Origin of the sequence: Gilvimarinus sp. 2_MG-2023, assembly GCF_030547685.1 — a bacterium.
Lineage (GTDB): Bacteria > Pseudomonadota > Gammaproteobacteria > Pseudomonadales > Cellvibrionaceae > Gilvimarinus.
Genome location: NZ_JAUOQM010000049.1, coordinates 125,340 through 151,076, shown reverse-complemented (window position 1 = coordinate 151,076; position 25,737 = coordinate 125,340). Strand labels below are relative to the sequence as shown.

Sequence of the window (25,737 nt, the reverse complement as noted above, 5' to 3'; positions counted from 1 at the left end):
ACGGCAAAAATATATCGCTTAAAAGTTACCGCCATGTGTGTGGCTTTGGCACTTGTGTCAGGCTGTACGTCAATCGGCGGGACTGACAAACAACCGGCTGAGGATGCTGCTGGTACGCTGGAGCTAACTGGCCAGTCAAGTGAAGAACAGACCTTTGGTGTAGATCAACCTTCAGACCAAGAGGAAGAGCCCGTCGAGAGAGGGGTTGAGTATTTTGAAGGTAATGGGCGGGTGATTGGTGATCTCCCCGTACAGCCTACCTTGACGTTGGGGGGCGGTGAAGTCGCCTTAAATTTTGAAGAGGCGCCGTTAACAGATGTCGTGCATGGGATACTGGGTGATATTCTGCAGCTCAACTATCGCATTGAAAATAAAATTCCGGGTACGGTCACTATTCGGTCGCAAGAGCCTATAGCCAAAGAAAATTTGCTGGCTGTGCTTGAGTCAATGTTGGCAGCTCACGACGTTAAAATGGTTTTTGATGGCAACAGTTATGTTGTCACCACCAGCGCCAGTATAGGTAATAGATTACCCGCATATTTTAGCCAGTCTACAAAGAACCCTGGCTTTAAAAATATTGTCGTGCCTCTGGAGTACATTAGTGCCGCGCAAATGGCCGATATTCTGAAGCCAGTGGCGAGTGATTCAGCTTTTGTTCGCATCGACGATTTGCGTAACATCTTGATTCTGGCTGGTACCCAGACGCAGCTAGATGGTTGGTTGGATATCGTTGAGACTTTCGATGTTGATTACGTTAGTGGCATGTCGGTTGCCATTTACCCTATTGAATATAATACCGTTGAAGAGGTGTCTAACGCGTTGGCCACATTGCTTGCCAGTTCTGCGAGCGATAAAAGTACCGTTTTAACGGGAATGGTGCGAGTTGAGCCTCTCGATACTCTTGGCAGTATTTTAGTGGTTTCCGCTAAGCCTGAATATCTAAAAAGAATAGAGGCTTGGATTGAACGTTTAGATCGCAGCCCGGAGGCCAGTGTTGAGCCTCAACTGTATGTATACGATGTACAAAATGCGAATGCTAGCCACTTGGCAAGCCTTGTCAGCCAAGTTTTTGGTGGAAGTGGCGGTAGCGGGGCATCGCGTACACAAAATACAGGTGTTGCTCCTGGTTTGAATCAAACGGATTTGTCTAGTTCAACGAGTACAAGCGGCACGTCGCGTACATCGAATACTCAAACCCGTACGGGTGGTTCAAGTTTTGATCTGGATGAAGACACACGCATTGTTGCTGATGAGTCGAATAATGCACTGTTGATCCACGCAACGTATCGCCAATATAAGAAGATTGAATCGGCACTTAAAAAGCTCGACATTATGCCGTCTCAGGTTCTTATTGAAGCAAGTATTATTGAGGTTACTCTAAGTGATAGTTTGGAGTACGGCTTGGAGTGGTATTTCGATAATGAATTCAGTGGCGGCCAATCAGGTACAGGTAATATAGGTTTTAGTCTAAGCGAAGCTGGGGGAGAGTTTTCTGGTTCGGTTCCAAACTTTGGCTATGCCTTTACTAACTCCCTTGGGCAGATTCAGTCAGTATTAAATGTATTGGCAGGGAATGGCCTGCTGAAGGTGCTTTCTACTCCATCATTAATGGTGCTTGATAATCAATCTGCGTCAATCCAGGTTGGTAGCTCTTTTGCGGTGGCATCAAGTACTACGCTAGGCGATTATGGGTCAACACAGAATATCTCTTATCGCGATACGGGTGTTGATTTGGAAGTGACGCCTTCGGTCAATGCTGGCGGGCTTGTCACTATGGATATTATGCAATCTGTTTCGAATGCATTGCCTGAAAGTGGGCAAGGGGGTAACCCATCTTTCTTTGAACGCTCAATTCAAAGTAAAGTTGCTGTGCGTAGCGGTGAGTCAGTAATACTTGGTGGGTTGATTAGTGACAGTGAAAATACAGAAAAAAGTGGTGTGCCATTTTTAAGTAGTTTGCCGTTGATAGGTTGGTTGTTTGGTAATACTACAGTTACCGAAGAGCGGCAAGAATTGTTGGTGATTATCACCCCTCACGTAATGAAATCTGACCAAGACTTGCGCGACGTCACTAAAGAGATGCGTGCTCGCATGAAAACTTTAAAAACATTTGAAGAGTCGCTTGACCCTTCAAGATCGATTGGTAAGTAGCAAAGAGAGTTTTATATGAAATCTTTATCGAAGTTTTTTTTAATTTCATTGATGGTTGGGGCCGTATCGTCATGTGCGAGCCTGACCAAGACCCCAGAGGAGCGCGTAACTAAGCGTGCAGGGGAGTTTGTTCAGTATTTAGTGGCCAAAGATCTTGAGTCGGCGCGTCAGTATACAACTCCTGCGTATCGTAAAAGTGTGCCAGTTGGAAGATTCAAATCTAAATTTTTGGGTGCGGCTAACTGGACTAGCGGCAAAATTAAAACGGTTGACTGTATCGAAGACTATTGCAAGGTGGTTTATGACATCGAGTACTATAGTCCCGTAGTGCGTGAGAGTCTTCGAACTGAATTAAGCTATCGCTGGATTGAAAGTGATGGTAAATGGTGGGTTTTTATTAAATAAAGATTCACTATTTAGCAATATTGGATTGCGCTGGATCAATGCTGCTTAGTTCTATAGGTCGATACATGCAGTAAGAATATTGGTTGATCTGGCGCACCCTCTCGAAAGTTGTCACAACGCCATAACCGCCAGCTACACAACCCAGCCAACCTAATTAAACGTACCCATAAAGTCTGGACTTGGAACGATAATTTGATTTTGAGGTTTCACAAGCAATGACGCCAAAGTATAGGCTTTTGTCGCCCTTAACCGTTGTTGTGCCTGTCTATCGTGGCTTGAGCGAAATTCAGGCGTGCTTACGTTCTGTAGCCGCTACATTACCGCCTGCAACGCAAGTTATTATTGTGAACGATTGTTCGCCGGAGGCTGGGGTAGCTGAACTCTGCCGAGAATACGCTTTACTCAGCCATTTCGATTTAATTGAGCACCGCGAAAACCTAGGTTTTGTGAAAACGGTCAACGAGGCCATGCGCAAGGCGGCTGACCGAGATGTTGTGTTGCTTAATTGCGATACTGAAGTCTCCGCAGATTGGCTGTTACGCCTGCAAAAGACCGCATATCGTGAAGAATCGATAGCGACTGTCACCCCATTTTCGAATAACGCGACCATTTGCTCCTACCCCGACTTCTGCCAAGAAAATGAGTGCCTGCCCGGTTTCGATGTCGCGGCTATGGATGCCCTTTTTCAGACGGCCAATCGTGGCTTAAGCCAAGAGATTCCCACCGCGGTTGGCTTTTGTATGTACATCAAAAGAAAGTGTCTGGAAGATGTTGGCTATTTTGATGAAGAAGCCTTTGGTAAAGGCTATGGCGAGGAAAATGATTTTTGTGAGCGCGCCAAGCGTACCGGTTGGAAGCATATGATTGCGGCCGATTGCTATGTTTACCACAAGGGCAGCGTAAGCTTTCTGGGAGATAAAAGTAAACTTACTCACAATGCCGAACAAGTTATTGCCACTCGATACCCACAGTTTTTTTCACAAGTGCAGCGCTTTATTGAATTAGATCCGCTGGAATCCAGTCGCGACCGAGTGACCCGATTGGTAAACACTTTAAAACAAAACTCACATTCATTTGCTGATAGTATCGCGCAGAATGTGAATAACCCAAAGATGATGATGAATAGTTCAGCTAATAGTTTAGAGATTACCCCATTTGTAGCGCAGGTGTGTGATGAAATACTTCGCTCAGAAACGCCCACATTACTTTTTATATCACACGGATGGGGTGGGGGTGTCGAGCAATATATCCAATCTTTAATTGGTTTGAGCAATGTCAATGTATTGGTGTTGCGTGGCCTGGGTGCTTCTTCTGTAGAGATTGGGTTTTACAGTGAGTCGGGCCAACAGGCGACGCAAACTCTAGGTGGGTTTAATGCTGACAACCAAGAGTTGTGGTTAGGCGTGATTAATGCCTTTAACGTTGATCGGGTGCACTTGCATCATGTGCAAGGTTGGCCCAGTGAAATTGTCGACTTTATATTGGCATTAAATAAACCGCTTGATATTTCATTGCACGATCATTACCTAATGACTCCCAAATATCACGGTATTGAGTCTGGCCCACGCTGTGATGATGCGAGCTGGCCGCAAGATGATATGGCATGGCAGCAGCGTTTGCGGCCTTTGGTTGATCGGGCTAGCAGAATTATTGCGCCCTCGGAGAGTATAAAAGCTGAATGTGAAAACGTTTATTCCGGTGTGGCAATCGAGTACCAGCCACACCCAGAGAAGATTGAGCGAACACCTAATATTTACAAGGTTGTGGTGATCGGTGCGCTAACCGATGAGAAAGGGCTGCAAGTGGTCGAAGAGGTGGCTGCATTAAGTGCCGAGCAATCACCGCAATTGCAAATTACTCTGTTGGGTTACCCGACCCGAGCCGTTACCAAAAATATTCATATTACTGGCGATTATCAATCTGATGAGTTGCCGCGTTTACTGGCAGCTGAAAAGCCAGATGCAGTATGGTTTCCGGCCCAAGTGGCGGAAACCTACAGTTATACCCTAAGCCAGGCTATGGCATTAGGTTGTCCAATCGTTGCGACCGACCTAGGTGCTTTGGCGTGTCGACTGGCTGACTATCAGTTCGCGACATTGTTAGCCAAAACATCAAATGCTCATGGCTGGTTGGCGGCTTTACACAAGGCGGTCAATTACCAGACCGAGACTACTGCCACTTATATGGATAATACCGCTGAGTATAAGTCTTGGTATTGTCAGCCATTAAAGCAAGCTGAACCTGCCGTGCAGCAAGATATATTGACACTGCTCAATACTCTGCAACAACTGCCGGGCGCTATCCAAGCAGATGATAAACCGTTTAAGTCGCTCTACGATTTTGCTTATAACGCCAACCATCGTGGTATTTTTAAAGAGATTCGCCGCCGTTTGCAGGTAGTGCCAGATACCGAAACCGAAGTGGCGGGCATGGATCAGTACCGAGCTGCCTTATCTCAGTTCCATCAAGTGTCTGAAGATTACGAAAGTCTGAAGCATGATTTCATCATACAAGTTAATGGTCTGAAGGATGAATTGTCTATTCAAGTCGCTGAGTTTAATGAGCTAAAACGATCTAGCACAGAGACAATTGAGCTTTATGACAGCAACTTGAGCGCGGCGCAAAAGGATATTGGCAGCTTGCAAGAGCAGGCGCACCATGCTCGGCAGCAGATTGTTAATCTTGAGCAAGAGCGCGATGCCGCGAGAGATCATGTCCGTCAAGTTGAACGGTTTGCGAATGATCTAGAACGCGAGCGCTCTGATCTCTTAAATAGCACCTCCTGGAAAATAACTCGCCCCATGCGAGTTGCCATGCGAGCGCTCCGGGTTATTGTTTCATTTGCAAAGTTTTCTTTACGACTTCTTATGCGTCCGGCTTCCTACTCTCGAGCAATGAGTATGTTGCGCCGTGGGCAGTGGCGTGAAATTGGTAGCAGACTTGGACTTGAGGTAACAAAGCACAAGGCACATGAGCGAGCACAAGAGATCGCTCAGACCGAGAAAAGCCAGAAGTTAGCGGAATTCTCTGAGATTACCTCTCCTGGCGCCAGTTTAGAACCGTTAGTGCTTAATACTTCTGATGCGCCTACATTGTCAATTGTGATCCCCGTTTACGGGCAGCATGAAACGACTTATCAATGTTTGTCGAGTATCTCCAAGCATCCGCCCAAGGTTCCCTTCGAAGTAATCATTGCTGATGATTGCTCACCCGATAATGCGGAAGTGGCATTAAATATGGTGAGCGGAGTGTCCTTCTGCCGGGGCGAGAAAAACCTTGGTTTTGTTGGCAATATGAACTTTGGTGCCGAGCAAGCCAATGGGGATATGCTGGTGTTGTTAAATAACGACACGGTGGTCTGTGCAGGTGCTTTTGATCGCTTGTTGGAGACATTTTCCGAGCACGAAAATGTTGGATTAGTGGGGGCTAAACTGCTCAATAAAGATGGTACCTTGCAAGAGGCCGGCGGTATCATTTGGCGTGATGGCAGTGGTTGGAATTGGGGGCGCAATATGGATGCTGATGACCCAAGATTCAATTATGTGCGTGATGTGGATTATTGTTCTGGCGCCGTACTAGCTGTACGGCGCGAGCTATTTTCTGAAATGGGAGGTTTTGATACCCATTATATGCCCGCTTATTATGAGGATACTGATTTAGCTTTTAGAGTGCGTGAGCGAGGTTTGCGGGTACTGTATCAGCCCGCGGCGGAAGTCTTTCATATTGAAGGAGTTAGCCATGGTACCGACGAGCGTTCTGGTATTAAAGCAAGTCAGGTCACCAATGGAGAAAAATTCTATCAACGCTGGAAAGATGTACTGAAACTGCACAATGAAAATGCGGTGGATCCAGAAAATCAGGCACATCGTTATTGCAAAGGGAATGTGTTGATTATTGAAGCTTGTATGATTACTCCGGATCAGGACTCTGGTTCTATTCGCATGTTTAATCTCCTCAAAGTATTAAAAGAAGAGGGGTATCATGTGACTTTTGTGGCTGATAATTTAGAGTATCGTGAAAAAGTGATTCGTCAGCTCAACGCTTTGGGTGTTGAAGTGTTGTTTGATCAGTGGGCAGGCTCAGTGCGTAATGTTCTGCGAAAACGTGGGGGCTCATTAGACGCCGTTTTCATTAGTCGCCATTACATTGCATCCCAATACGACAACTTGGTGCGTTTAGTGGCGCCCCAAGCCAAGCTGGTGTTTGATACGGTCGATTTGCACTATATACGCGAAGAGCGCGAAGCCGAAATCGCTAATGACTCAGCTCTAAAAGCTCAGGCTGCTATCACTAAGCGCAAAGAACTTAGGTTGATTGATAATGCCGACGTCACTATTGTTGTGTCGGAATACGAGAAGGCATTGTTGGCTGAGATTAAACCCGAGGCGAGGGTGGAGGTTGTGTCTAATATTCATGCGCACACCCCCGAGCGGCCAGACTATGAACAACGCGAAGGCATTTTATTTGTCGGCGGCTTCCGGCACCCGCCCAATATTGATGCCGTGCATTGGTATGCCAGTGAAATATTGCCTGAGTTGCGTAAGTTACTGCCAGATGTAGTAACAACTATAATTGGTAGTCATATGCCGGATGATATTAAAGCTTTGGCGACTGACGATATTAGAATTTTAGGTTTCGTGGAAGATATCGAGCCGGAACTTAAAGCGGCACGAGTATCGATTGCGCCGCTACGTTACGGTGCCGGGGTGAAAGGTAAGGTCAATGAAGCAATGAACTATGGCATACCGGTTGTGGCCACGGATTGTGCGGTAGAGGGGATGCATGTTGTTGACGGTGAAGATGTTCTGGTTGCGGAGAATGCTAAGGTTTTTGCGAAGCAAATAGCCGATGTTTATCAAAGCCAATCGCTTTGGAATAAGGTTTCGCAGGGTGGCATCCGTAACTTGGAAACGTACTTCTCCCCAGATGCGGCCAGGCCTGCATTGCGTAATATACTGACTAAATAGTGTTTAATTGGTTATGGGTGGATCATTTTAGGTGGTAAATGTGGAGGCTGAATCGCTAACGCCGAATTCACCGAATCACGTGGCGGTGTTGATGGCTACGTGCAATGGCGCGAATTTTTTGCGTGAGCAATTAGACTCCATTGGTGCTCAGACTCATAAGAATTGGTGTTTGTGGGTTTCGGATGATAACTCTACCGATGCAACCCCAACACTACTCAAAGAGTATCAAGGTAAATTCGTTGATCGAGTGCGTATAGTGCCTGGCCCGGCCAGAGGTGTGGCTGAAAATTTTCTGTCCTTAGTGTACCAGTCTGGTCTAGATGCCGATTACTTCTCGTATTGTGATCAGGATGATATTTGGCTCGAAAACAAAATTGAACGTGCGCTTGAACAGTTAGCCTCCGTTGATTCTTCAATACCGGCTGTTTATTTTTCACGTACATTGTTGGTGACGGAGGATAATAAACCTATCTGTGAGTCTGGCGTTCATGCTTTCCCTCCAGGTTTTTGTAACGCATTAGTACAAAATATTGGCCCCGGAAACACTATGGTGTTTAATCGAGCCGCCCGTGAATTGTTGTGTGAAGCACGAATTTCCCAAACGGTGTATCACGATTGGTGGACTTATATGCTGGTGACTGGCGCGGGCGGAGAAGTGATATACGACGATGAGGCGGTTCTGGTTCGCTATCGTCAGCATCAGAGAAATGTGATTGGTACCGGTGTGGGCTGGATGGCCCGGGCGAGGCGAGCTGTTCAGTTAATCGCAGGCGATTACAAATCATGGAATGATATTAATGTACGTTCGTTAGAGTCGAGTCGTTCCTTGCTCAACGGACCTAACCAGGCGGCTTTCGATAACTTTTGTCGTGCCAGAAGAGATGTATTCAAAAGTGTCTTTTATTTGAGAAAATCAGGTGTTTACAGGCAAACGTTACTGGAAAATATTGCGCTGTACTTCAGCGCAATATTTCAACGTTTATAGGGCAAGCTTGAACTGTGCGCAGTTGGACCACATGTTCCTGTTCTATTGTGCTTGTATGTCTTTTAACGCACGGACCAGGGAGTGGTGCCAATAGGGAGGCCGAACGCCAAAATCTTCGTATATTTTGCGGCAATCGAGCACGCTGTAATATGGACGTTTGGCCGGTGTTGGATACTCTTCAGTGCGAATAGGGCTTAATTGACAGTCGAGGTTTTGCGCTTGAAAAATATGCGCTGCTAAGTCGTACCAGCTGCATACACCGCTATTACTGTAGTGGTAAATCTCTCCCGTTTTTTGTGCCAAATCCGGGTGTATAGCCAACTGCATAAGTGCTTGGGCTAAATCGCGCGCCCAAGTGGGGCTACCGATTTGATCGGCGACTACCTGTAACGCAGGCTTTGCAGCCCCGAGACGCAGCATGGTTTTTACAAAGTTATTGCCAAATGTGCTGTAAACCCAACTGGTGCGCACAATGACCCCGTTCACCCCAGATGCTCGTAGCGTTTGTTCGCCACGTAATTTGCTCAAGCCATAGTGTCCAGCGGGGGCAGTGGCATCCTGCGGGCGATAGGGCTGGCAGTGTGTGCCTGAGAAAACGTAATCGGTGGAGATGTGGATTAAGCAAGCTCCTAAGGCTTGGCAGGTTTGGGCCAGTGCCCGAACGGCTAGATGGTTAATTTGATCGGCCAGTTCCGGTTCTTGCTCGGCTTTATCAACCGCCGTGTAGGCGGCGCAGTTAATAACCACCGTTGGCCGGCATTGCGTAAGCGCCGTTTCGATGGCGTCGGTATCGGTTAAATCCAAATCGGAGCGCTGCCAGAATATCCACTCATTGTGGTCTGGCTGTTGGCGCTGCAAGTATTTAATTTCGCTGCCAACTTGTCCGTTGCAACCGAGTACCAGAATGCGTATCTCACTGCTCATAGAGTGAACTCCCGTATTGGAAGAGGGCGTTCGGCGTGCCGGTTTGCAATTGTGTGAGGCTAGGGAGCGTGCTGTCTTTGGCGGATGTTTGAATCTCGCTCTGGGTCAATTGCCAGTCGATGGCTAATTGCTCGTCGGCAAAATGAATACCGCAGTCGTGTTCGGGCGCGTATGGATTGTCGACTTTATAAGCAAAAATAGCCGTCTCGCTGAGCACGACAAAACCGTGGGCGAAGCCACGCGGCACAAACAGTTGGTGTTTATTGTCACCGCTTAATACCGCGCTGACACTTTGGCCGAAAGTAAGGCTGCCCATGCGTATATCGACCGCTACATCCAGTACTTCGCCGTCGATTACCCGCACCAATTTACTTTGTGCGTAGGGGGCGCGCTGGAAGTGTAGGCCGCGCAGCACACCGCGACTGGAGCGCGATTCGTTATCCTGTATAAAGTTAACCGGGTGGCCGGTGGCCTGCTCGAATATGTCCTGACGGAAAGACTCGAAAAAATAGCCGCGTTCATCCCCAAACACCTTGGGTTCGATTAGCAGTACATCGGCAATGGCTTGCGGCGTAATCTTCACTTAATCCACTCCTCTTGTGCACGCTGTAACAGGTATTGGCCGTATTGGTTTTTTGCCAGCGGAGTTGCCAGTTCAATAAGTTGCTCTTTGCTGATATAGCCCAGTTCGTAAGCAATCTCTTCAATGCAGGCAACTTTTAATCCCTGCCGTTTTTCGATGGTTTCGATAAACTGTGCGGCTTCCAGCAGGCTTTCGTGGGTGCCGGTGTCCAGCCAAGCGTAACCGCGCCCCATAAGCTCTACCTTGAGCCGGCTGTCATCCAGGTACATTTGGTTAACGCTGGTGATTTCTAGCTCGCCGCGATGTGATGGGGTAACCGCTTGGGCTTTTTTAATCACATCGTTGGGGTAAAAATATAAGCCGGTGACCGCGTAGTTAGATTTGGGTTGCTCGGGTTTCTCTTCAATGCTCACGGCATTGCCTGCCGCATCGAACTCCACCACGCCGTAGCGTTCCGGGTCGTGTACATGGTAGCCAAATACGGTGGCTTGATCGTCCGAGGCGTTGGCCACAGCATTTTGCAGCGTATGGGTGAGCTGGTGGCCATAGTAAATGTTGTCGCCCAACACCAGACACACAGCATCGTCGCCGATAAAGTCTTCACCCAAAATAAAGGCTTGTGCCAGACCATCGGGTGAGGGCTGAGCGATATATTGGAAAGACAGCCCCAGGTGCGAACCATCACCCAATAGGCGTTGAAAGCTGGCTTGGTCTTCCGGTGTGGTGATAATTAAAATTTCCCGAATGCCCGCAAACATCAAAATAGAGAGCGGGTAGTAAATCATCGGCTTGTCGTACACCGGTATCAGCTGTTTGGATACACCCTGGGTGATTGGGTAGAGTCGTGTGCCGCTACCGCCGGCGAGTATGATGCCTTTCATTGCGTCAGTCCTATCCGTTCTAGTTGGTAGTTGCCGTTGAGTACGTCCTGCCACCAGCCGGGGTTGTTTAAGTACCACTGCACGGTTTTGCGCATTCCACTGGCAAACGTTTCTTGCGGCTTCCAGCCCAATTCTTGTTCGATTTTGCTGGCGTCAATGGCATAGCGTAGATCGTGGCCGGGACGATCGGCGACAAAGGTAATTAAATCGCGATACTGTGTCACGCCCTCGGGCTTTTTATCGGCGGCCAGCTCTTCTAATAAATCGCACAGAGTTTGGACTACATCGATATTGCGCTTCTCATTCAGCCCGCCAATATTATAAGTTTCGCCAGCCTTGCCCTCTAACATGACGTGTACCAGCGCCCGGGCGTGATCTTCCACATAGAGCCAATCGCGAATTTGCGTACCGTCGCCGTAAACGGGCAAGGGTTTGCCGTCCAGCGCATTGAGAATCATATGCGGAATAAATTTTTCCGGAAAGTGATAGGGGCCGTAGTTGTTGGAGCAGTTGGTCAAAACTACCGGTAGGTCGTAGGTTCGATGCCAAGCGCGCACTAAATGATCGGAGCTGGCCTTGCTGGCCGAGTAAGGCGAGCTGGGTGCATAGGGGGTTTGCTCGGTGAACAAAGCATCGGTGCCTTCCAGGTCGCCATAGACTTCATCGGTGGAGACGTGATGGAAGATAAAGTGCGACTCGCGCGGGTGCGCAGCAAGATAGTGACGCACTTGTTCAAGCAAGGTATAGGTGCCGATAATGTTGGTTTGCATAAAGCTGGCGGCGTCGGTGATGGAGCGGTCTACGTGGCTCTCGGCTGCCAGATGCATAATGGCATCGGGCTGGTAGTCTTGCAGCAACTCGGCAACGGCGGCGGCATCGCAAATGTCGATTTGTGCGAAGCGATAGCGCTCGGACTGGCTAATCTCTTGCAGCGATGCCAAATTGCCGGCGTAGGTGAGTTTGTCTAGGTTGAGAACCTGATGGTCAGTCTCTTGAATTAGATAACGGACCACCGCAGAGCCGATAAAACCAGCTCCGCCTGTAACGATGACTTTCATAGGCGAACTTGCTTGCGTGGATAATGGGCGGCCGGGTGCCAAGGGCGTGAAAATCCGGCTCGATAATAGCCGCCCATGATACCGTAATGCCTATGCCGGTTGAAGTTAAAAACTGTGTTGGCGGAAGGCTGTAAGCTGCCAGTGAGCACTGCTTTGTGCTAACCTTGCCACCCCCGTCACGGTGCCGCTGGGGCCTGCATGCTATTGATGATCGACAACTACGATTCTTTTACCTATAACCTGGTTCATTATTTTGATGAATTGGGGGCGCAGGTGCAGGTGGCGCGTAATGACCAATTAACGCTAGACCAGATTGCGGCGCTGCAACCTTCTCATATTGTGATTTCGCCCGGCCCTGGCCGACCGCAAGACGCGGGCGTGTCGGTCGAGGTTATTCGCCGATTTTCTGGTAATATCCCCATGCTGGGGGTGTGCTTAGGCCACCAATGCATTGCCGAGGCGCTGGGCGGGCGCACGGTACACGCCGGGCAGATAATGCACGGCAAAACCTCTTTGGTTGATCACAATCACCAGGGCGTGTTTGCCGGTTTAAAAAATCCGCTTAGAGTGACCCGCTACCATTCGCTGGTTACTGATATAGAGCATCTGCCCAAGTCGCTGGAAATCACCGCCCGAACCCAGCCTGCGGCCCGCAGTGGTCAGCCGGAAATTATGGGTTTAAAGCATAAGCACTGGCCGCTGGAAGGGGTGCAATTTCACCCGGAATCGGTTCTGAGTGAACAAGGGCATCAACTTTTGGCAAACTTTTTAACCTATTCGTGCTGACCCGCGCGACATTGGCAGTGGGCAGAACTTACTACGGAGAGAGCTGTGGACATTAAACAGGCACTGGCTAAGGTAGTCGATAGCATTGACTTGAGCACCGATGAAATGATCGCGGTCATGCGTCAGGTGATGACCGGCGAGGCGAGCGATGCGCAGATTGGCGCCTTACTTGTTGCGTTGCGTATGAAAGGTGAGTCGCTGGATGAAATGACCGGCGCGGCCACTGTTATGCGCGAGCTGGCAAGTCAAGTCAGTATTGACGCCGAGCACCTAGTGGACACCTGTGGCACCGGCGGCGATGGTGCTAATTTATTTAATGTCTCTACCGCCAGCGCCTTTGTGGTTGCTGCCGCTGGCGGCAGTGTTGCAAAACACGGCAATCGCTCGGTGTCGAGTTCAACCGGCAGCGCGGATGTATTGGAGGCGGCTGGCGTGAACTTAACCATTAATGCCGAGCAAGTGGCTCGCTGTGTGGAGGCATTGGGGGTGGGCTTTATGTTTGCTCCAGCGCACCACAGCGCCATGAAACACGCCATTGGCCCGCGCAAAGAGCTGGGCCTGCGCACCATCTTTAATATGTTGGGCCCCATGACCAACCCCGCTGGGGTTAAGCGGCAGGTGATCGGCGTTTTCAGTGAAAAATTGTGCAAGCCCATGGCCGAAGTGCTGGGCCGGCTCGGCAGTGAGCATGTCATGGTGGTGCACGCGGCGGATGGCCTGGATGAGATTTCGCTGGCCAGCGTTACCCATGTGGCCGAGTTGAAAAATGGTGAGGTTTGCGAATACACCATTGCGCCGGAAGATTTTGGCCTTGAGAGTCAGAGTTTGATTGGCTTGGCGGTAGAGGATGCCGAGCAGTCCCTGGCCATTATTCACGCGGCACTGGGGCGTAAGCCCGATGAGCTGGGGCAGAAGGCGGGCGATGTTATTGCGTTAAACGCCGGCGCCGCTATTTATGTGTGCGGTGTTGCCGACTCACTGGCCGAAGGGGTTGCTATGGCGCAAGACGCGATTGGCTCGGGTCTGGCCGGCGAGAAACTGCGCGAACTGGTGTCGTTCACCCAGTGCTTTTAAATAATTTAATCAAGGTAGTTTTGAAATGAATGATACGCCGACGATATTGCGTAAAATTATCGCCCGCAAATGGGAAGAAATTGCCGAGCGCAAGACTCAACAATCTATCAGCGGCTTAGAAAAAGCCGTGGCTGAACAAGGGGTTGTGCGAGGCTTTGTGCGGGCGCTGGAGTCACGTATCGCCGCCGGTGAGTCGGGCGTTATTGCCGAAATCAAAAAAGCCTCGCCCAGCAAAGGCGTTATTCGCGAACACTTTGTGCCCGCTGAATTGGCGGCGAGTTACCAGCGCGGCGGCGCGGCGTGCCTGTCTATTTTAACGGATGTGGACTTCTTTCAAGGCGCTGATGAATACCTGATACAGGCGCGCGAGGCGGTGAGTCTGCCGGTTATTCGCAAAGATTTTTTGGTGGATGAATATCAAGTGCTAGAGGCTCGCGCCATGGGGGCCGATTGCGTGCTGCTGATTGTGGCCGCGCTTAGCCCAGAGCGTTTGCGCGCACTTAACCAATTGGCGTTAGATGTGGGACTGGATGTTTTAGTCGAAGTGCACAACGAGCGCGAGCTGGATCAGGCAATGGCGCTACCTAATCGTTTGATTGGCATTAACAACCGCGACCTGCACACCTTCGATGTCACACTAGAGACGACCTATAAACTACTCGATGCCATCGGTGATGAGCGCTTGGTGGTTACCGAGAGCGGCATACTAGCCCCAGCCGATGTGCAGGCCATGCGCGAGCGCAATGTGAACGCCTTTTTGGTGGGCGAAGCATTTATGCGCCGCGACGATCCCGGCGCGGCGCTGGCAGAGTTTTTTGGCTTTACAGCCTAAACTGTTCGAGCTGGTCGCTTAGCTGATGGGCGGCGTCGCGGATTTGACGAGAGGTTGCCAAGGTGCCTTGTGCCGCCTCTTTAGTGTTCTGCGACGAGGCCTCCATATGGCTGACATAATCCAAAATCAAACCGCTGGCCTCAACGTGTTCGCTCATAGCTTGGCCAATGCGCGAGACAATATCCTCCACCGATTGGGTCTCGTTGCGAATGGATTCCACAATGGCTCCCCCTTCGCGAGTTTGCTCAATGCCCTCGCGCAGCTCACTCACCATCGCATCCATGTGGCCTTTACTTTCCTGGCTGCTTTTTTGTACAGCACTGATGCTTTCGCTGATTTCCTGGGTCGCCTGAGTTGTGCGCGATGCCAACTGGCGCACCTCGTCGGCAACAACCGCAAACCCGCGACCTTGCTCACCGGCCCGAGCCGCTTCAATGGCGGCGTTTAGAGCCAGCAGATTGGTCTGCTCGGCAACGGCACTAATCACCGAGACCACCGCGGAGATGTTGTCTACCCGGCTGGCCAAGGTGTCGATACTGGCCTGAGTGGTGCTCACACTGTGGTCAATTTCGGTAAATTTATCGACCGCGCTGGAAATTAAACGCTGGCCGTTTTCCGAGGTGGTGGAGGCGGCGTGGGTTTGTTGTTTGGCGTCTTCTGCCTGAATCATGGCGTGGCGCGTTTGTTGGTTAAACTCTTCCGCCGAGGCGGCAATTTTCACGGCGGTACCACTTTGCTCTTCGGCCATAGCGGTGCTGGTTTGCGCGCGATCGACAATATCGTCTCCCACCTGGTCCAAAGACTGAGCCGCCGAGGTGAGGGCGGACATAATGTCTCGCAGACTGTGGCGCATACGCATTACCGAGCCGTAAATACTGTCATCCGAAGCCTTAAGCAAGGTAGCCTGCTCGGTTAGGTCGCCATCGGCAACGCGCCTTACCAGATCTTGCACATCGCGCAATTCACCACCCAAGCCTCTTTGGATTCTGGTGGCATTGATTTGCACCGGAATCAAAATCAATACACTGAGGAAGATACAGATAAGCAGTTGACTGCTTGCGCTGTCCCAAAATCGAGCGTTGACCTCGTTAAAACCAATGCCCGTGCCGATAAACCAACCCCAGCGCGGTGAGCGCTGCGCGATCGATAGCTTGTCTTCGATTGAGCCGTCTTCCTGGCGCTGTGTCCAGTGATAAGAGGCGAGTTCATTGCCGGCAGCATTCACTGCTCGCAATAAAATTTCCCCAACACTTTTATTATCGCCGTCTTTAAATTCGTGAAAGCTGGTGCCGTGCAGCTGGGGGTCGAGCGGTGTGGCGATAAAGTTGAGGTCATTATCGGCAACGTAGACATACTCTGACTTGTGGTAAATGTTGTCGCGCAGCAATCGCGTGGCAATTTGCTGCGCCTGCTCATCACTGAGCACCCCCTCTTGGGCCAATTGTTCCATTTCGACAACGGTGGCATAGGTGCTTGCCAATAGCTGTTTTACGCGTGCTTCATTATCATCACTGGTCGCCTGGCGCAAGGTAAACAGACCGACACTGGTAATAATCAGTAGGCCGATAAAAATCAGTCCCGATAATACCCACATTTTTACTCTAAGAGACATTTGGTACCTCACCAATATTCATAACACGTCGGTTCATAACTCTGAAAATTATTACCATACCCCTCGGGGTGTCAATCAAAAATGGCGCATTATTCCCCTTTTGATTGATCGCAATGGTTTTTGTTCGATTGCGGTATAACTCCGTGTTTTCTTTGGTGCAGTTCGGTTGTGCTGTGAGCACAAACGGTGCAAAAGGCGGACGTTCGAGCAATTTTCCGTAATATTGTGAGCGCTCTTTAGCTATAAAACCTTATCGGCCACATTTTGCTTAACCTAAGCCAATCTGTGTAAAGTGATGGGCGTTGGTTTGTATTTAATGTATGCTGGACAACGTTGTCAAGCGGTTTACAATGTGCCGCTGGCCGCATAAAAACAGTATTGAGGAAAACAACAATGCGTAGATTGCTACTTACCATAGCCGCCTGTTGGCCGGCACTGACGTTGGCGACCGAGTGGTCACAGCAACAATTGGCCGACTTTGCCGACCATACTGAGTTAACATTTGAAGTGGTGGACAACCTGGCCGAACCCGGGCGTGTTATGCGTCTGTCGCTGGATAATCAGTCGGAGCATGCCTTGCCGGCGCAAGGCTGGGCCCTTTACTTTCACGCGGTGCGTTTAGTTGAGGCGCGCCCAGATGCTGATCTACGTATTGAGCATGTACAAGGTGACTTGCACCGTCTGGTTCCCTCCGAGGCATTTGCCGGCTTGGCCGAGGGCAAGCAACTGCAAGTAGAGTTTACGCCCAGTGCCCATATGGTGACTTACTCCGATTTTATGCCCCGCGCATTTGTGGTCTTGGCTGACCTGGAACCGGAAGTTTTTGCCAATACTGACACCGAGCGTTTAACCGATTATGTGGCGCCTATCACCGCAACCGAGCAACTGCGCCGCAACGCCGACGATCAGTATTCAATTGTCAGTCCAGAGCAGCGCTATCAGTGGGCGGCCAACCTGGCTGAAGTTAGTGCACAGACGCGTCTTATTCCCGCACCGGCGCAGGCCAAATTTCGTCGCGCCGAAGTCGTTCTGGACGAACAGTGGCAAATTCGCTACTCCGGTGGTGCGCGCTTTGAAGCTACTTATTTACAAGAGCGCTTGGCGGCCGACTTCGCCTTGGAGCTCAGCGCCGAACCCGATCATATCTCGGTCGATGGGCCTGTCATTTACGTTCTGGCTGGCAATACTGACGCCGTCGACGCCGAGGTGCCCGCAACCGACGAGAGCTATGTGTTAGAGGTCGACAAAGACCGTATTGCGGTGGTTGGCCGTGACGTGGCCGGTGCTTTCTACGGCGTACAGAGCCTGCTGGGGTTAACCGTTAACGCCGATAATAGCGCTCAGCTGCCACGGGCCAGTATTACCGATAGCCCGCGCGCTCACTGGCGCGGCATGCACTACGATATGGGGCGTAACTTCCACGGCAAAGAGGTGACGCTGCGCCTGATTGAGCAAATGGCGCGCTACAAGCTTAATAAGCTGCACTTGCACCTGACCGAAGATGAAGGCTGGCGCTTGCAAATCCCCGGCTTGCCAGAGTTGACTGATATCGGCGCCAAACGCTGTTTTGATCTTGCTGAGAGCGAATGCTTAATGACTCAGCTGGGCACCGGGCCCTTTGCATCGGGCAGTGGCAACGGTTATTACACGGTCGATGATTTTGTCGAAATTTTGCAGTTTGCTGCCGAGCGTCATATTACTGTTATTCCGGAAATTGATATGCCGGGTCACGCTCGGGCGGCGGTAAAATCCATGGACGCGCGCTACCAGCGCTTGATGCAGGCCGGACAACCCGAGGCGGCAGAACAATATTTATTGTCCGACCCGCAAGATACCTCTGAGTATATTACCGTCCAGAGCTATACCGATAACTCGATCAACGTTTGCCGCGAATCGACCTATCACTTTGTCGATAAGGTGATTTACGAGCTGCAGCAGATGTACCGTCAGGCAGGCGTCAAGCTGGATACTTTCCATATGGGGGGGGATGAGGTTGGTGCTGGCTCCTGGACCGAATCGCCATTGTGCGATGAGCTCTTTGCCAAAACGCTGGGGGTGTCGGGCCCTGCCGATCTTAAGCCTTATTTTGTCAGTCGTGTGTCGGCCATTGCCGAGCAGCGCGGGTTAGACTTAATGGGTTGGGAAGACGGTTTGATGTATGACCAGAAAAACACCTTTAACCGAGACCAGTTCGTCAATGATAAGGTGATTGCTAACGTCTGGGACAATATTTGGGAGTGGGGGGTTGCCGACCGGGCTCACCGTTTAGCCAATGCGGGTTACCAAGTGGTGTTGTCGCACGGCACGCATTTGTACTTTGACCATCCGCACGAGGTTCACCCACAAGAGCGCGGTTACTATTGGGCGGCGCGCTATACCGACTTGGCGAAGGTGTTTTCTTATATGCCGGATGATGTCTATGCCAACGCCGATTTTACCCGCAATGGTGTGGCAATAGATAACTTGGAAGCGCTGGTTGGGCGCCCGCTGCCGGCATTGGAGAAGCCTGAAAATGTTTTGGGCATTCAAGGGCAGGTATGGAGTGAAACGATTCGCACCGCCCAGCAGTTAGAGCAGATGATCTATCCGCGCATGTTTGCCCTAGCTGAGCGCGCCTGGCATAAGGCCAGCTGGGAGGACTCCAACTCTGCTGCGGGACGGCTGGCGGATTATCAGCGGTTTGTCAGTGCGCTGGTGCAGCGTGAACTGCCGCGTTTGCAGGCGCAGGGTGCCGCCTTTTATTTACCACCACCGGGCGCAAAGCTCGATTCTGGCAGGCTCACAATGAATAGTCTCTATCCTGGGGTGACGCTCGAATACAGTCAGGATGGTGAGCAGTGGCTGACTTATCAGGATGCCGTGGCAATAGGTGATGGAAAGGTATTATTACGTGCGCGATTAGGTGATGTGCTCAGTCGCACCGAGATGTTACCTGCCCGTTAGGCTAATATCCTTTGTGCACCTAAAAAGCCCGAGTCGGTAGTGATCGCTCGGGCTTTTTTGTGCCTTCTTGCTGGGTGTGCGCACAACGAGGGTGCGTCATGCGTGGCAGTATTGCTAAGCAGGCCGGATAAGTGTTCGAGCTGGAAGTGAACGTTAACGTTGAGGCCCTTGTGCTGCGGGCTCTTGGGGTTGATCGGTAACAATTTGAGCTGCAGAAATAAGAAGGGGTTATGCGCCATTTACGTTATTTTTTGGCGCATAAAATCGATAAAAATAGTGTCGTGAACAACGTTGTCATTGGTTGGGTTAAAACTTTTTTTAGGCGATTTCAAGGGTTGGCTTTCTAGGTGAAATATTCCTGTAATCTATTGATTGTAAAGAGGATGTTGGTTTTTTATGAAGGTTGCTATGAATTTCTTCTTTAACTTGGCCTAAAAAACTATCTTGACAACGTTGTCGCGGCGGGTGTAAAACTATACTCCGTAGGCTGCAAGTCTTGTTAACACAGGTGCACGGCTTGTTGGGGAATAAATGGTATGACGCAAAATAGCGCGGCCTTTGTTCCATCATTAGAGAATTGACGACAACCGTTGTCTGGCAAAGTGGATAGTGGACACTGCGCAGGCCGTCATCAGTTTCACAAAAAACATTAAAATGATAGTGAGGAGACAGTTATGGAAACTACCAAAGGCAATTTTCGCAAGAAGTTACTGGTTACCAGTATTTCGTCCTGCCTGTTAGCGTCCGCGTTTGTACAAGCTCAAGAAGAAGAGATGTTCGAAGAAGTTGTGGTCACCGGTATTCGTGGCTCACTGGAAACTTCTTTGGATATGAAGCGCGATGCAAGTTCTTTTGTTGACGCAATTACTGCCGAAGATATCGGTAAGTTCCCCGATAAGAACGTGGCAGAGTCTCTGGCTCGTATTCCCGGTATTACCATTGATCGTGACTTCGGTGAAGGCCAGGGCGTAACCATTCGTGGTGTTTCTCCTGACCAGAACATCACCCTGCTAAACGGTCAGGCCGTAGGTACCAGTAACTGGTTCGTACTGTCTAACGCTACGCGTAACTTTAACTATGAAATTCTCGCCTCAGAAATGATTGGCGGCGTTGAAGTGTACAAGTCGGCGCAAGCGGACATCGATGAAGGTGGTCTGGGTGGTACGGTTATTCTGCGTACCCGTAAGCCTTTGGATATGGATGCCAACACTGTTCATGTCAGTGCTGAAGGTCAGTACAGTTCAAACGGTGAAAACTTTGATCCTACCTTGTCTGGTATGTACAGCTGGAAAAACGACAATGAAACCTTTGGTTTCTTAGTGTCTTTGTCTCAGCAAGAGCGCTCTGTACACCGTGAAGGTATGGAAGACTTTGGTTGGTTTGGTCCATCGATTGACCGTATCGATCCTCTGATGGAAGGTCCTGCATTGGCCGGTGGTGGCAATGACGACAAGGGTGCAATTCCTTGGGGTAACGGTTCGGTATTGTTCGAGCAAGAGCGTGAGCGCACCGGTATCGACCTGACTGCTCAGTTTGCGCCTAGTGATAACCTGGACATGACTGTTCATTACCTGTCATCTGAAATGAAAGCTGACAACGTAAACTCTAACTTGATCGGTATTGGTTTCCGTGGTGTTGCCTACTTGGGTACCGACACTGACATGGGTATGACCAACGACCAGAATGTGATCGAAGAGTTGTACGTTCGCGGTGGTGAAAACCACGAAGCGGCCTCTTGGTCTCGCTTTATGGCTTATGACAACATCTATCGTGATGGCTCGGAAATGAGCACCGAGGTTATCGATTTTGAAGGTAATTTCTTTAACGGTCCTCACACCATTCACTGGCAGTTGGGTCAAACCACAGGTGAAGGCACCAACCGTGACTTCTTCACTGAGTTCTGGGCTGATCCTACAGATGAGCGCACCGGTTTGGACTTCTATAACCCAGGCGGCACCGCTCCTTACATTGACTTCACCACTTACAACCAGTGGATGATTAATCCAGGCGACGAAATGTGGCTCGGTGGTATCTTCGATCAGGTCAACATGGCCGAAGATCAGGAAAACTACGCCCAGGTTGATTATGATCTGGAAGTTGATTTAGGTGCGGTGAATACCTTGAGCTTCGGTGCTAAAGTACGCGATCGCTCTTTCTCGCAGCAGCGTTTCCAAACTAATTTGTCTAACCTGGCGCCTACCGGTGAAGGCAGCCTGGGTGCGGCCAGCGATTTCTGGAATGGCGATCTGATCACTGTTGATCACTCTGCAACGACCAATCGCGGCAGCCAAACTTACTTTATGCCTGACCGCGAGCTGATGTACAACGCTCTGTATGCGGTTGATGTGTGTGGTGTTGACGATACTTCACTGTGTCGTAATGACAGCTTGATTCAGAACCTGGCTTCTTTTGATGTAGAAGAAGACATTACAGCGCTTTACGCAATGGCTACTTTTGAAGCCAATGGTATTCGCGGTAACGTTGGTATGCGTTACGTTGAAACCGAGCAGCAAGCTAACGGTTACAATGCCGATGGCAGCGCACAAGACGCTTATGAGTCTGATTACTCAGCTTGGTTGCCTAGCTTGAACGTTGCATACGATCTGAGCGAAGAGCTGGTGTTGCGTTTCGCCGCCGGTCGTGCTCTTACCCGTCCAGCGCCGTTCCAGTTGGCTCCATCGTTCAACCTGACGCCTGAAACAGGCCGTGGTAGCTCGGGTAACCCAGATCTGAAACCACTGTTGGCTGATCAGTACGAAATGGGTATCGAGTGGTACTTTGCTGATGCCTCTAACGCCAGTGCAACAGCGTTCAAAAAAGACATTACCAACTTTATTTTTAACCAAGTTGTGAGTGCTGAGATCGAAGGTGTTCAGTACAACCAGCTGCAACGTCCTGAGAACGGCGGTGCTTCAACCATCGAAGGTGTTGAGGTTCAGTTTACTCACTCGTTCGATTCTGGTTTCGGCGTATTGGCCAACTACACCTACACTGACGTAAGCAGTGCTGAAGTTCAAAGCGCGGTATCTATTGTCGATGACGAAGGCACAATCACGGGCTCTACCCTAGAGACCACTTATGTGCAGTTCCCTAATGCGTCTAAAAACGCGTACAACCTGGGCGCTTTCTTCGAAAATGACACTCTCAGTGCTCGTCTGAACTACAGCTATCGTTCAGAGTACTTCATCGCGCAAACCGAAATCGGTAACCAAATGCGTGACGAACAGGTTCAGTTAGACGCCCAATTGTCTTACTATGTGACTGACAACCTGACTTTGAAACTCGAAGCGCTAAACCTGACTGATGAAGTGGTCGAGAACTATTACGTACGTGCTACCGATGGCGTTCGCTTGGGCGGTACGACTTTGTCGAACGGCCAGCGTGTGTTCATCGGCGCGAGCTACAAGTTCTAATACGACATCACTTATCTCACCTTGGCTGGCCTTCGGGCCAGCCTTTTTAAGGTGACGACCTTATGATTAACAAATCTCTCAATGGTATGCATGTTGCGATTGTCGGCGGTGGAACAGCCGGCTGGATGGCAGCAAACCTGTTAAAGCATCACTGTAAAGATGCTCAAATCACCTTAATAGAATCCGATAAGCTCGACCCAATTGGGGTCGGAGAAGGGTCTACGCCCTATCTCAAACAATTTTTTCAAACACTGGGGATTACTGACGCTGACTGGATGCCCGAGTGTGATGCCACCTACAAGGCGGGCATACGTTTTCCCGGCTGGTCTACCGTGGCCGGTTTTACCAGCTACTTCCATCCTTTTTACTCGCAGTTGGATATTCCTACCGCAGAGCGCTTTTTCACGAACAGCAAACAGGCTCTTAGCGAAGGGGCCAATCCAGTCCACCCAGATGACTATTTTGTTAATCAGCCATTAGCGGCGCAGGGGCTCGCGCCTATCTCAGATAGTCTGGCGACGGATGTGGATTTCGGCTATCACTTTAATGCAGCTAAACTGGGGCAGTTTTTAAAAAAGCATGCGCAAAAACTTGGTGTGCACTGTATTGTCGACCATATCGATAGCGTCGAAACCTGTGCGCAAGACGGGCGCGTAACCCGTTTGCTTAGCGAAAAAAACGGCCCTCTTAACGCTGATTTTTTTATTGATTGCACCGGTTTTCACGGATTGATTGGTCGCAAAACCTTTCAATTGCCCGTAAAAAGCTATTCCGACTACCTGTTTAACGATCGTGCCGTAACGGTTATGACACCCGCACAAGAATGTCTGCGTTCGGAAACTACCTCGACCGCGCTGCAACATGGGTGGGCTTGGCAAATTCCGTTATACACGCGCACGGGCAATGGCTATGTCTATAGCTCGCGCCACTGCTCTCCCGAGCAGGCACAAAGTGAGCTGCTAAACCATTTGGGTGTGGCCGGACAAGATTTTCCTGTGCGCCATTTGAAAATGTCGCTGGGGCGGCTGGATGAACACTGGCACAAGAACTGTCTCAGTGTGGGGCTGTCGCAAGGGTTTATTGAGCCGTTAGAGGCCACGGCCCTAATGTTAGTGCAATACACCGTGGACATGTTTATTAAGCATTTTGATGCCAATAAACCTGTGCTGGCCAATAACCAGAACTTGGTTAATAAAAACGTCAATACCTTAACCGATGGCGTACTGGATTATATTTGCGCCCACTACCGTATGAATACCCGTTCCGATACAGCCTATTGGCGCGAGTGCCGCGAAGCGCCAATGCCGGATAATCTCGCGCGACTAGTGCAGGCGTGGCGCTCGGGGTGCGGCTTTGAGCAGACACTGCACGAGCTGCGTGGTGAGCTGGCCTATTTGCGCCCCTCTTGGTACGTGTTGTTTGCCGGGATGGGTTGCTTTAACGCGGCTAACGGGGCGCGGCAGATCGATCGGCAGGCGGCCGAACAGTGCCAGCAAACGGCACAGCAATATTTTGGCGATCAACGCGAGCTGCTGACGCGCTACGCGGCGCAATCGAGGGCTGGTGTATGCAACTGAAAAAGATCGTTATTGTTGGGGGCGGAGCGGCAGGCTGGATGAGTGCTTGCTTAATGGCCCAGCAGTGGCGTGGCGATATTGCCATCACCTTGGTGGAATCGAGCGCGATTGGCACTGTTGGTGTCGGCGAAGGATCAACCCCATTTTTACGCGATTTTTTTCAAACGCTAAATATCCCTGAAGACGAATGGATGCCCGCCTGCAATGCGACTTATAAGTGTGGCATTCGCTTTCCCGGTTGGTCCAGTCGGGAAGATTTTGCCAGTTATTTTCATCCGTTTAATACCGAGCTGGATCAGAGTGGAGCCATTCAATTTTTTAAAGACTGCTACGCACGCCGAATGGGGTATGACTTAACTCCGGTGCCCGATGATTATTTTGCCGCGAGTGCTATTGCAAAAATGGGGCGCGCCCCGTTTGCGAAAATGTCCGATGGCTCGGTACAGGTTGCCACCGATTTCGGTTACCATTTTGATTCCCATCTATTGGGTGAATTTTTAAAACAGCACGCCAAGCGTCTCGGCGTGGTTCATATTGATGATAAAGTCGTTGACGTAAAATGCACCGAAGCCGGGGGCATAGACTCTGTGCAATTGGCTCAGTCCGGCCGTTTGGCGGGTGACTTCTTTGTCGATTGCACAGGCTTTAAGTCGCTGTTAATGCGCGAGGCATTGGCGGTGCCTTTTATCAGTTGCCAGGACCGGCTCAGCAACAACGCCGCTGTGGCACTGCCTGCACGTTATGCCGAGAATAAAGCGCAAGAGTCCGCACAACCTCAGGCGAGATTCCCCACCGAAACCATCGCCCAAGCGATGCCCTACGGTTGGATGTGGCGCATTCCGTTAACTCAGCGCTGGGGCAATGGTTATGTGTTTGACCGAAACTATGCCGATTTTGATCAAATCGAGGCGCAACTTAGAGAACAGTTAGGTAGCGCTTGTGATGACTTCAGCGCGCGCCGTATTATGTGGGAGCCCGGTCGTCTGCAGCACCACTGGGAGAAAAACTGCATCGCCATCGGTTTATCGCAAGGTTTTTTGGAACCCTTAGAGGCACCGATGCTGCGTATTATTCAGTTTACCTGCGAGCGTTTTGTCGAGCTTTATCAGAGCGATGGTTTGTCGGGGCGGGCACAACAGCGGTTTAATCAATCGGTCAATCAGTTGATCGACGGCAATATAGATTATTTACAGGCACATTATTTGGTGAGTTCACGCACCGATACTGCCTATTGGAAAACGGTGCAGAACAATCAGGTGATGTCGCCCGAACTTGCTCGTCTACTGCGCGCCTGGCGCAGTAAGGAGAGTTTTGATTCTGTCTTATCGGAGCTGAGTGACGCTTTGGTGTACCACAAAACATCTTGGTACTGTTTACTGGCGGGCAAGGGTGAGTTTAACTTGCCCACCAAACAAGCACCTGCATCGGCTCATGCTCCTAAGCAACGTTTAAAAGAGTACAATGCGAAAGGGGCGCAGAACTGTCTATTGACCGAAGGTGGTTAGTGGCTCGGTTGCAAATATCTTTAGTGTTGTGCGCGATTAGG

16 protein-coding genes are annotated in these 25,737 nt (G+C 50.2%); 11 read left to right on the top strand and 5 right to left on the bottom strand.

Going from position 1 to position 25,737, the window contains the following annotated elements; translation table 11 throughout:
• Positions 1-231 precede the first annotated feature (231 nt).
• The 4 genes from gspD to Q4526_RS14885 all read left to right on the top strand — a co-directional run bounded on the left by gspD (position 232) and on the right by Q4526_RS14885 (position 8,508).
• Positions 232-2,151 (top strand): type II secretion system secretin GspD, encoded by a 1,920-nt coding sequence (gene gspD, locus Q4526_RS14900; protein WP_303609680.1) that lies wholly within the window; start codon positions 232-234, stop codon positions 2,149-2,151.
• 15 nt (positions 2,152-2,166) lie between these two features.
• On the top strand, positions 2,167-2,556 hold the full coding sequence (locus Q4526_RS14895) for a hypothetical protein (protein ID WP_215977890.1): 390 nt from the start codon (positions 2,167-2,169) through the stop codon (positions 2,554-2,556).
• Positions 2,557-2,771: 215 nt separating this feature from the next.
• Positions 2,772-7,523: a glycosyltransferase gene (locus Q4526_RS14890; protein ID WP_215977889.1), complete on the top strand. Its 4,752-nt coding sequence runs from the start codon at positions 2,772-2,774 to the stop codon at positions 7,521-7,523.
• A 91-nt stretch (positions 7,524-7,614) separates the two neighbouring features.
• Positions 7,615-8,508 (top strand): glycosyltransferase family 2 protein, encoded by an 894-nt coding sequence (locus Q4526_RS14885; RefSeq protein WP_215977888.1) that lies wholly within the window; start codon positions 7,615-7,617, stop codon positions 8,506-8,508.
• 42 nt (positions 8,509-8,550) lie between these two features.
• Here the strand turns inward: Q4526_RS14885 and rfbD are convergent, their stop codons facing one another.
• The 4 genes from rfbD to rfbB are packed head-to-tail and all read right to left on the bottom strand — an operon-like array spanning position 8,551 to position 11,954.
• Positions 8,551-9,432 carry a dTDP-4-dehydrorhamnose reductase gene (gene rfbD, locus Q4526_RS14880; protein ID WP_215977887.1) on the bottom strand — a complete coding sequence of 294 codons (882 nt, stop codon included), beginning with the start codon at positions 9,430-9,432 and terminating at the stop codon, positions 8,551-8,553.
• Positions 9,422-10,015 (bottom strand): dTDP-4-dehydrorhamnose 3,5-epimerase, encoded by a 594-nt coding sequence (gene rfbC, locus Q4526_RS14875; protein ID WP_215977886.1) that lies wholly within the window; start codon positions 10,013-10,015, stop codon positions 9,422-9,424. Before rfbC ends, rfbD begins: the two co-directional genes overlap by 11 nt.
• Positions 10,012-10,896 (bottom strand): glucose-1-phosphate thymidylyltransferase RfbA, encoded by an 885-nt coding sequence (gene rfbA / locus Q4526_RS14870; RefSeq protein ID WP_215977885.1) that lies wholly within the window; start codon positions 10,894-10,896, stop codon positions 10,012-10,014. Before rfbA ends, rfbC begins: the two co-directional genes overlap by 4 nt.
• On the bottom strand, positions 10,893-11,954 hold the full coding sequence (gene rfbB, locus Q4526_RS14865; RefSeq protein WP_215977884.1) for a dTDP-glucose 4,6-dehydratase: 1,062 nt from the start codon (positions 11,952-11,954) through the stop codon (positions 10,893-10,895). The genes rfbA and rfbB overlap by 4 nt, the downstream gene beginning before the upstream one ends.
• Positions 11,955-12,152: 198 nt before the next feature.
• Between rfbB and Q4526_RS14860 the strand changes: the two genes are divergently transcribed.
• From Q4526_RS14860 to trpC, 3 genes are read left to right on the top strand one after another with little or no spacing between them, the layout of a single operon-like run.
• Positions 12,153-12,740, top strand: coding sequence for an aminodeoxychorismate/anthranilate synthase component II (locus Q4526_RS14860; RefSeq protein ID WP_215977883.1), 588 nt, complete (start codon positions 12,153-12,155; stop codon positions 12,738-12,740).
• A gap of 45 nt (positions 12,741-12,785) precedes the next feature.
• Positions 12,786-13,814 (top strand): anthranilate phosphoribosyltransferase, encoded by a 1,029-nt coding sequence (gene trpD, locus Q4526_RS14855; protein ID WP_215977882.1) that lies wholly within the window; start codon positions 12,786-12,788, stop codon positions 13,812-13,814.
• Positions 13,815-13,839: 25 nt separating this feature from the next.
• On the top strand, positions 13,840-14,646 hold the full coding sequence (gene trpC / locus Q4526_RS14850) for an indole-3-glycerol phosphate synthase TrpC (protein WP_215977881.1): 807 nt from the start codon (positions 13,840-13,842) through the stop codon (positions 14,644-14,646).
• On the opposite strand, the gene Q4526_RS14845 is transcribed toward trpC, so the two are convergent.
• Positions 14,636-16,240 carry a methyl-accepting chemotaxis protein gene (locus Q4526_RS14845; RefSeq protein ID WP_303603947.1) on the bottom strand — a complete coding sequence of 535 codons (1,605 nt, stop codon included), beginning with the start codon at positions 16,238-16,240 and terminating at the stop codon, positions 14,636-14,638. The genes trpC and Q4526_RS14845 overlap by 11 nt on opposite strands.
• A 411-nt stretch (positions 16,241-16,651) precedes the next feature.
• Here Q4526_RS14845 and Q4526_RS14840 point away from each other — a divergent pair, with 411 nt between their 5' ends.
• From Q4526_RS14840 to Q4526_RS14825, 4 genes are all read left to right on the top strand, one after another.
• Positions 16,652-19,201, top strand: a complete 2,550-nt coding sequence (locus Q4526_RS14840) for a family 20 glycosylhydrolase (RefSeq protein ID WP_215977879.1) — start codon at positions 16,652-16,654, stop codon at positions 19,199-19,201.
• A gap of 674 nt (positions 19,202-19,875) precedes the next feature.
• A complete protein-coding gene (locus tag Q4526_RS14835) occupies positions 19,876-22,614 on the top strand; it encodes a TonB-dependent receptor (RefSeq protein WP_215977878.1) in 2,739 nt (912 codons plus the stop codon).
• Positions 22,615-22,676: 62 nt separating this feature from the next.
• Positions 22,677-24,191, top strand: a complete 1,515-nt coding sequence (locus tag Q4526_RS14830) for a tryptophan halogenase family protein (RefSeq protein WP_215977877.1) — start codon at positions 22,677-22,679, stop codon at positions 24,189-24,191.
• The gene (locus Q4526_RS14825; protein WP_215977876.1) at positions 24,182-25,696 is read left to right on the top strand and encodes a tryptophan halogenase family protein; all 1,515 of its coding nucleotides are present in this window, start codon (positions 24,182-24,184) and stop codon (positions 25,694-25,696) included. The genes Q4526_RS14830 and Q4526_RS14825 overlap by 10 nt, the downstream gene beginning before the upstream one ends.
• The last annotated feature ends 41 nt before the right edge of the window (positions 25,697-25,737 follow it).

Coding starts and splice junctions, on each gene's coding strand:
- rfbB (WP_215977884.1), bottom strand. CDS start 11,954: ATGAAAGTCATCGTTACAGGCGGAGCTGGTTTTATCGGCTCTGCGGTG.
- Q4526_RS14825 (WP_215977876.1), top strand. CDS start 24,182: ATGCAACTGAAAAAGATCGTTATTGTTGGGGGCGGAGCGGCAGGCTGG.
- Q4526_RS14895 (WP_215977890.1), top strand. CDS start 2,167: ATGAAATCTTTATCGAAGTTTTTTTTAATTTCATTGATGGTTGGGGCC.
- Q4526_RS14890 (WP_215977889.1), top strand. CDS start 2,772: ATGACGCCAAAGTATAGGCTTTTGTCGCCCTTAACCGTTGTTGTGCCT.
- Q4526_RS14830 (WP_215977877.1), top strand. CDS start 22,677: ATGATTAACAAATCTCTCAATGGTATGCATGTTGCGATTGTCGGCGGT.
- rfbA (WP_215977885.1), bottom strand. CDS start 10,896: ATGAAAGGCATCATACTCGCCGGCGGTAGCGGCACACGACTCTACCCA.
- Q4526_RS14835 (WP_215977878.1), top strand. CDS start 19,876: ATGGAAACTACCAAAGGCAATTTTCGCAAGAAGTTACTGGTTACCAGT.
- trpC (WP_215977881.1), top strand. CDS start 13,840: ATGAATGATACGCCGACGATATTGCGTAAAATTATCGCCCGCAAATGG.
- Q4526_RS14885 (WP_215977888.1), top strand. CDS start 7,615: ATGGCTACGTGCAATGGCGCGAATTTTTTGCGTGAGCAATTAGACTCC.
- Q4526_RS14840 (WP_215977879.1), top strand. CDS start 16,652: ATGCGTAGATTGCTACTTACCATAGCCGCCTGTTGGCCGGCACTGACG.
- Q4526_RS14860 (WP_215977883.1), top strand. CDS start 12,153: ATGCTATTGATGATCGACAACTACGATTCTTTTACCTATAACCTGGTT.
- rfbD (WP_215977887.1), bottom strand. CDS start 9,432: ATGAGCAGTGAGATACGCATTCTGGTACTCGGTTGCAACGGACAAGTT.
- Q4526_RS14845 (WP_303603947.1), bottom strand. CDS start 16,240: ATGTGGGTATTATCGGGACTGATTTTTATCGGCCTACTGATTATTACC.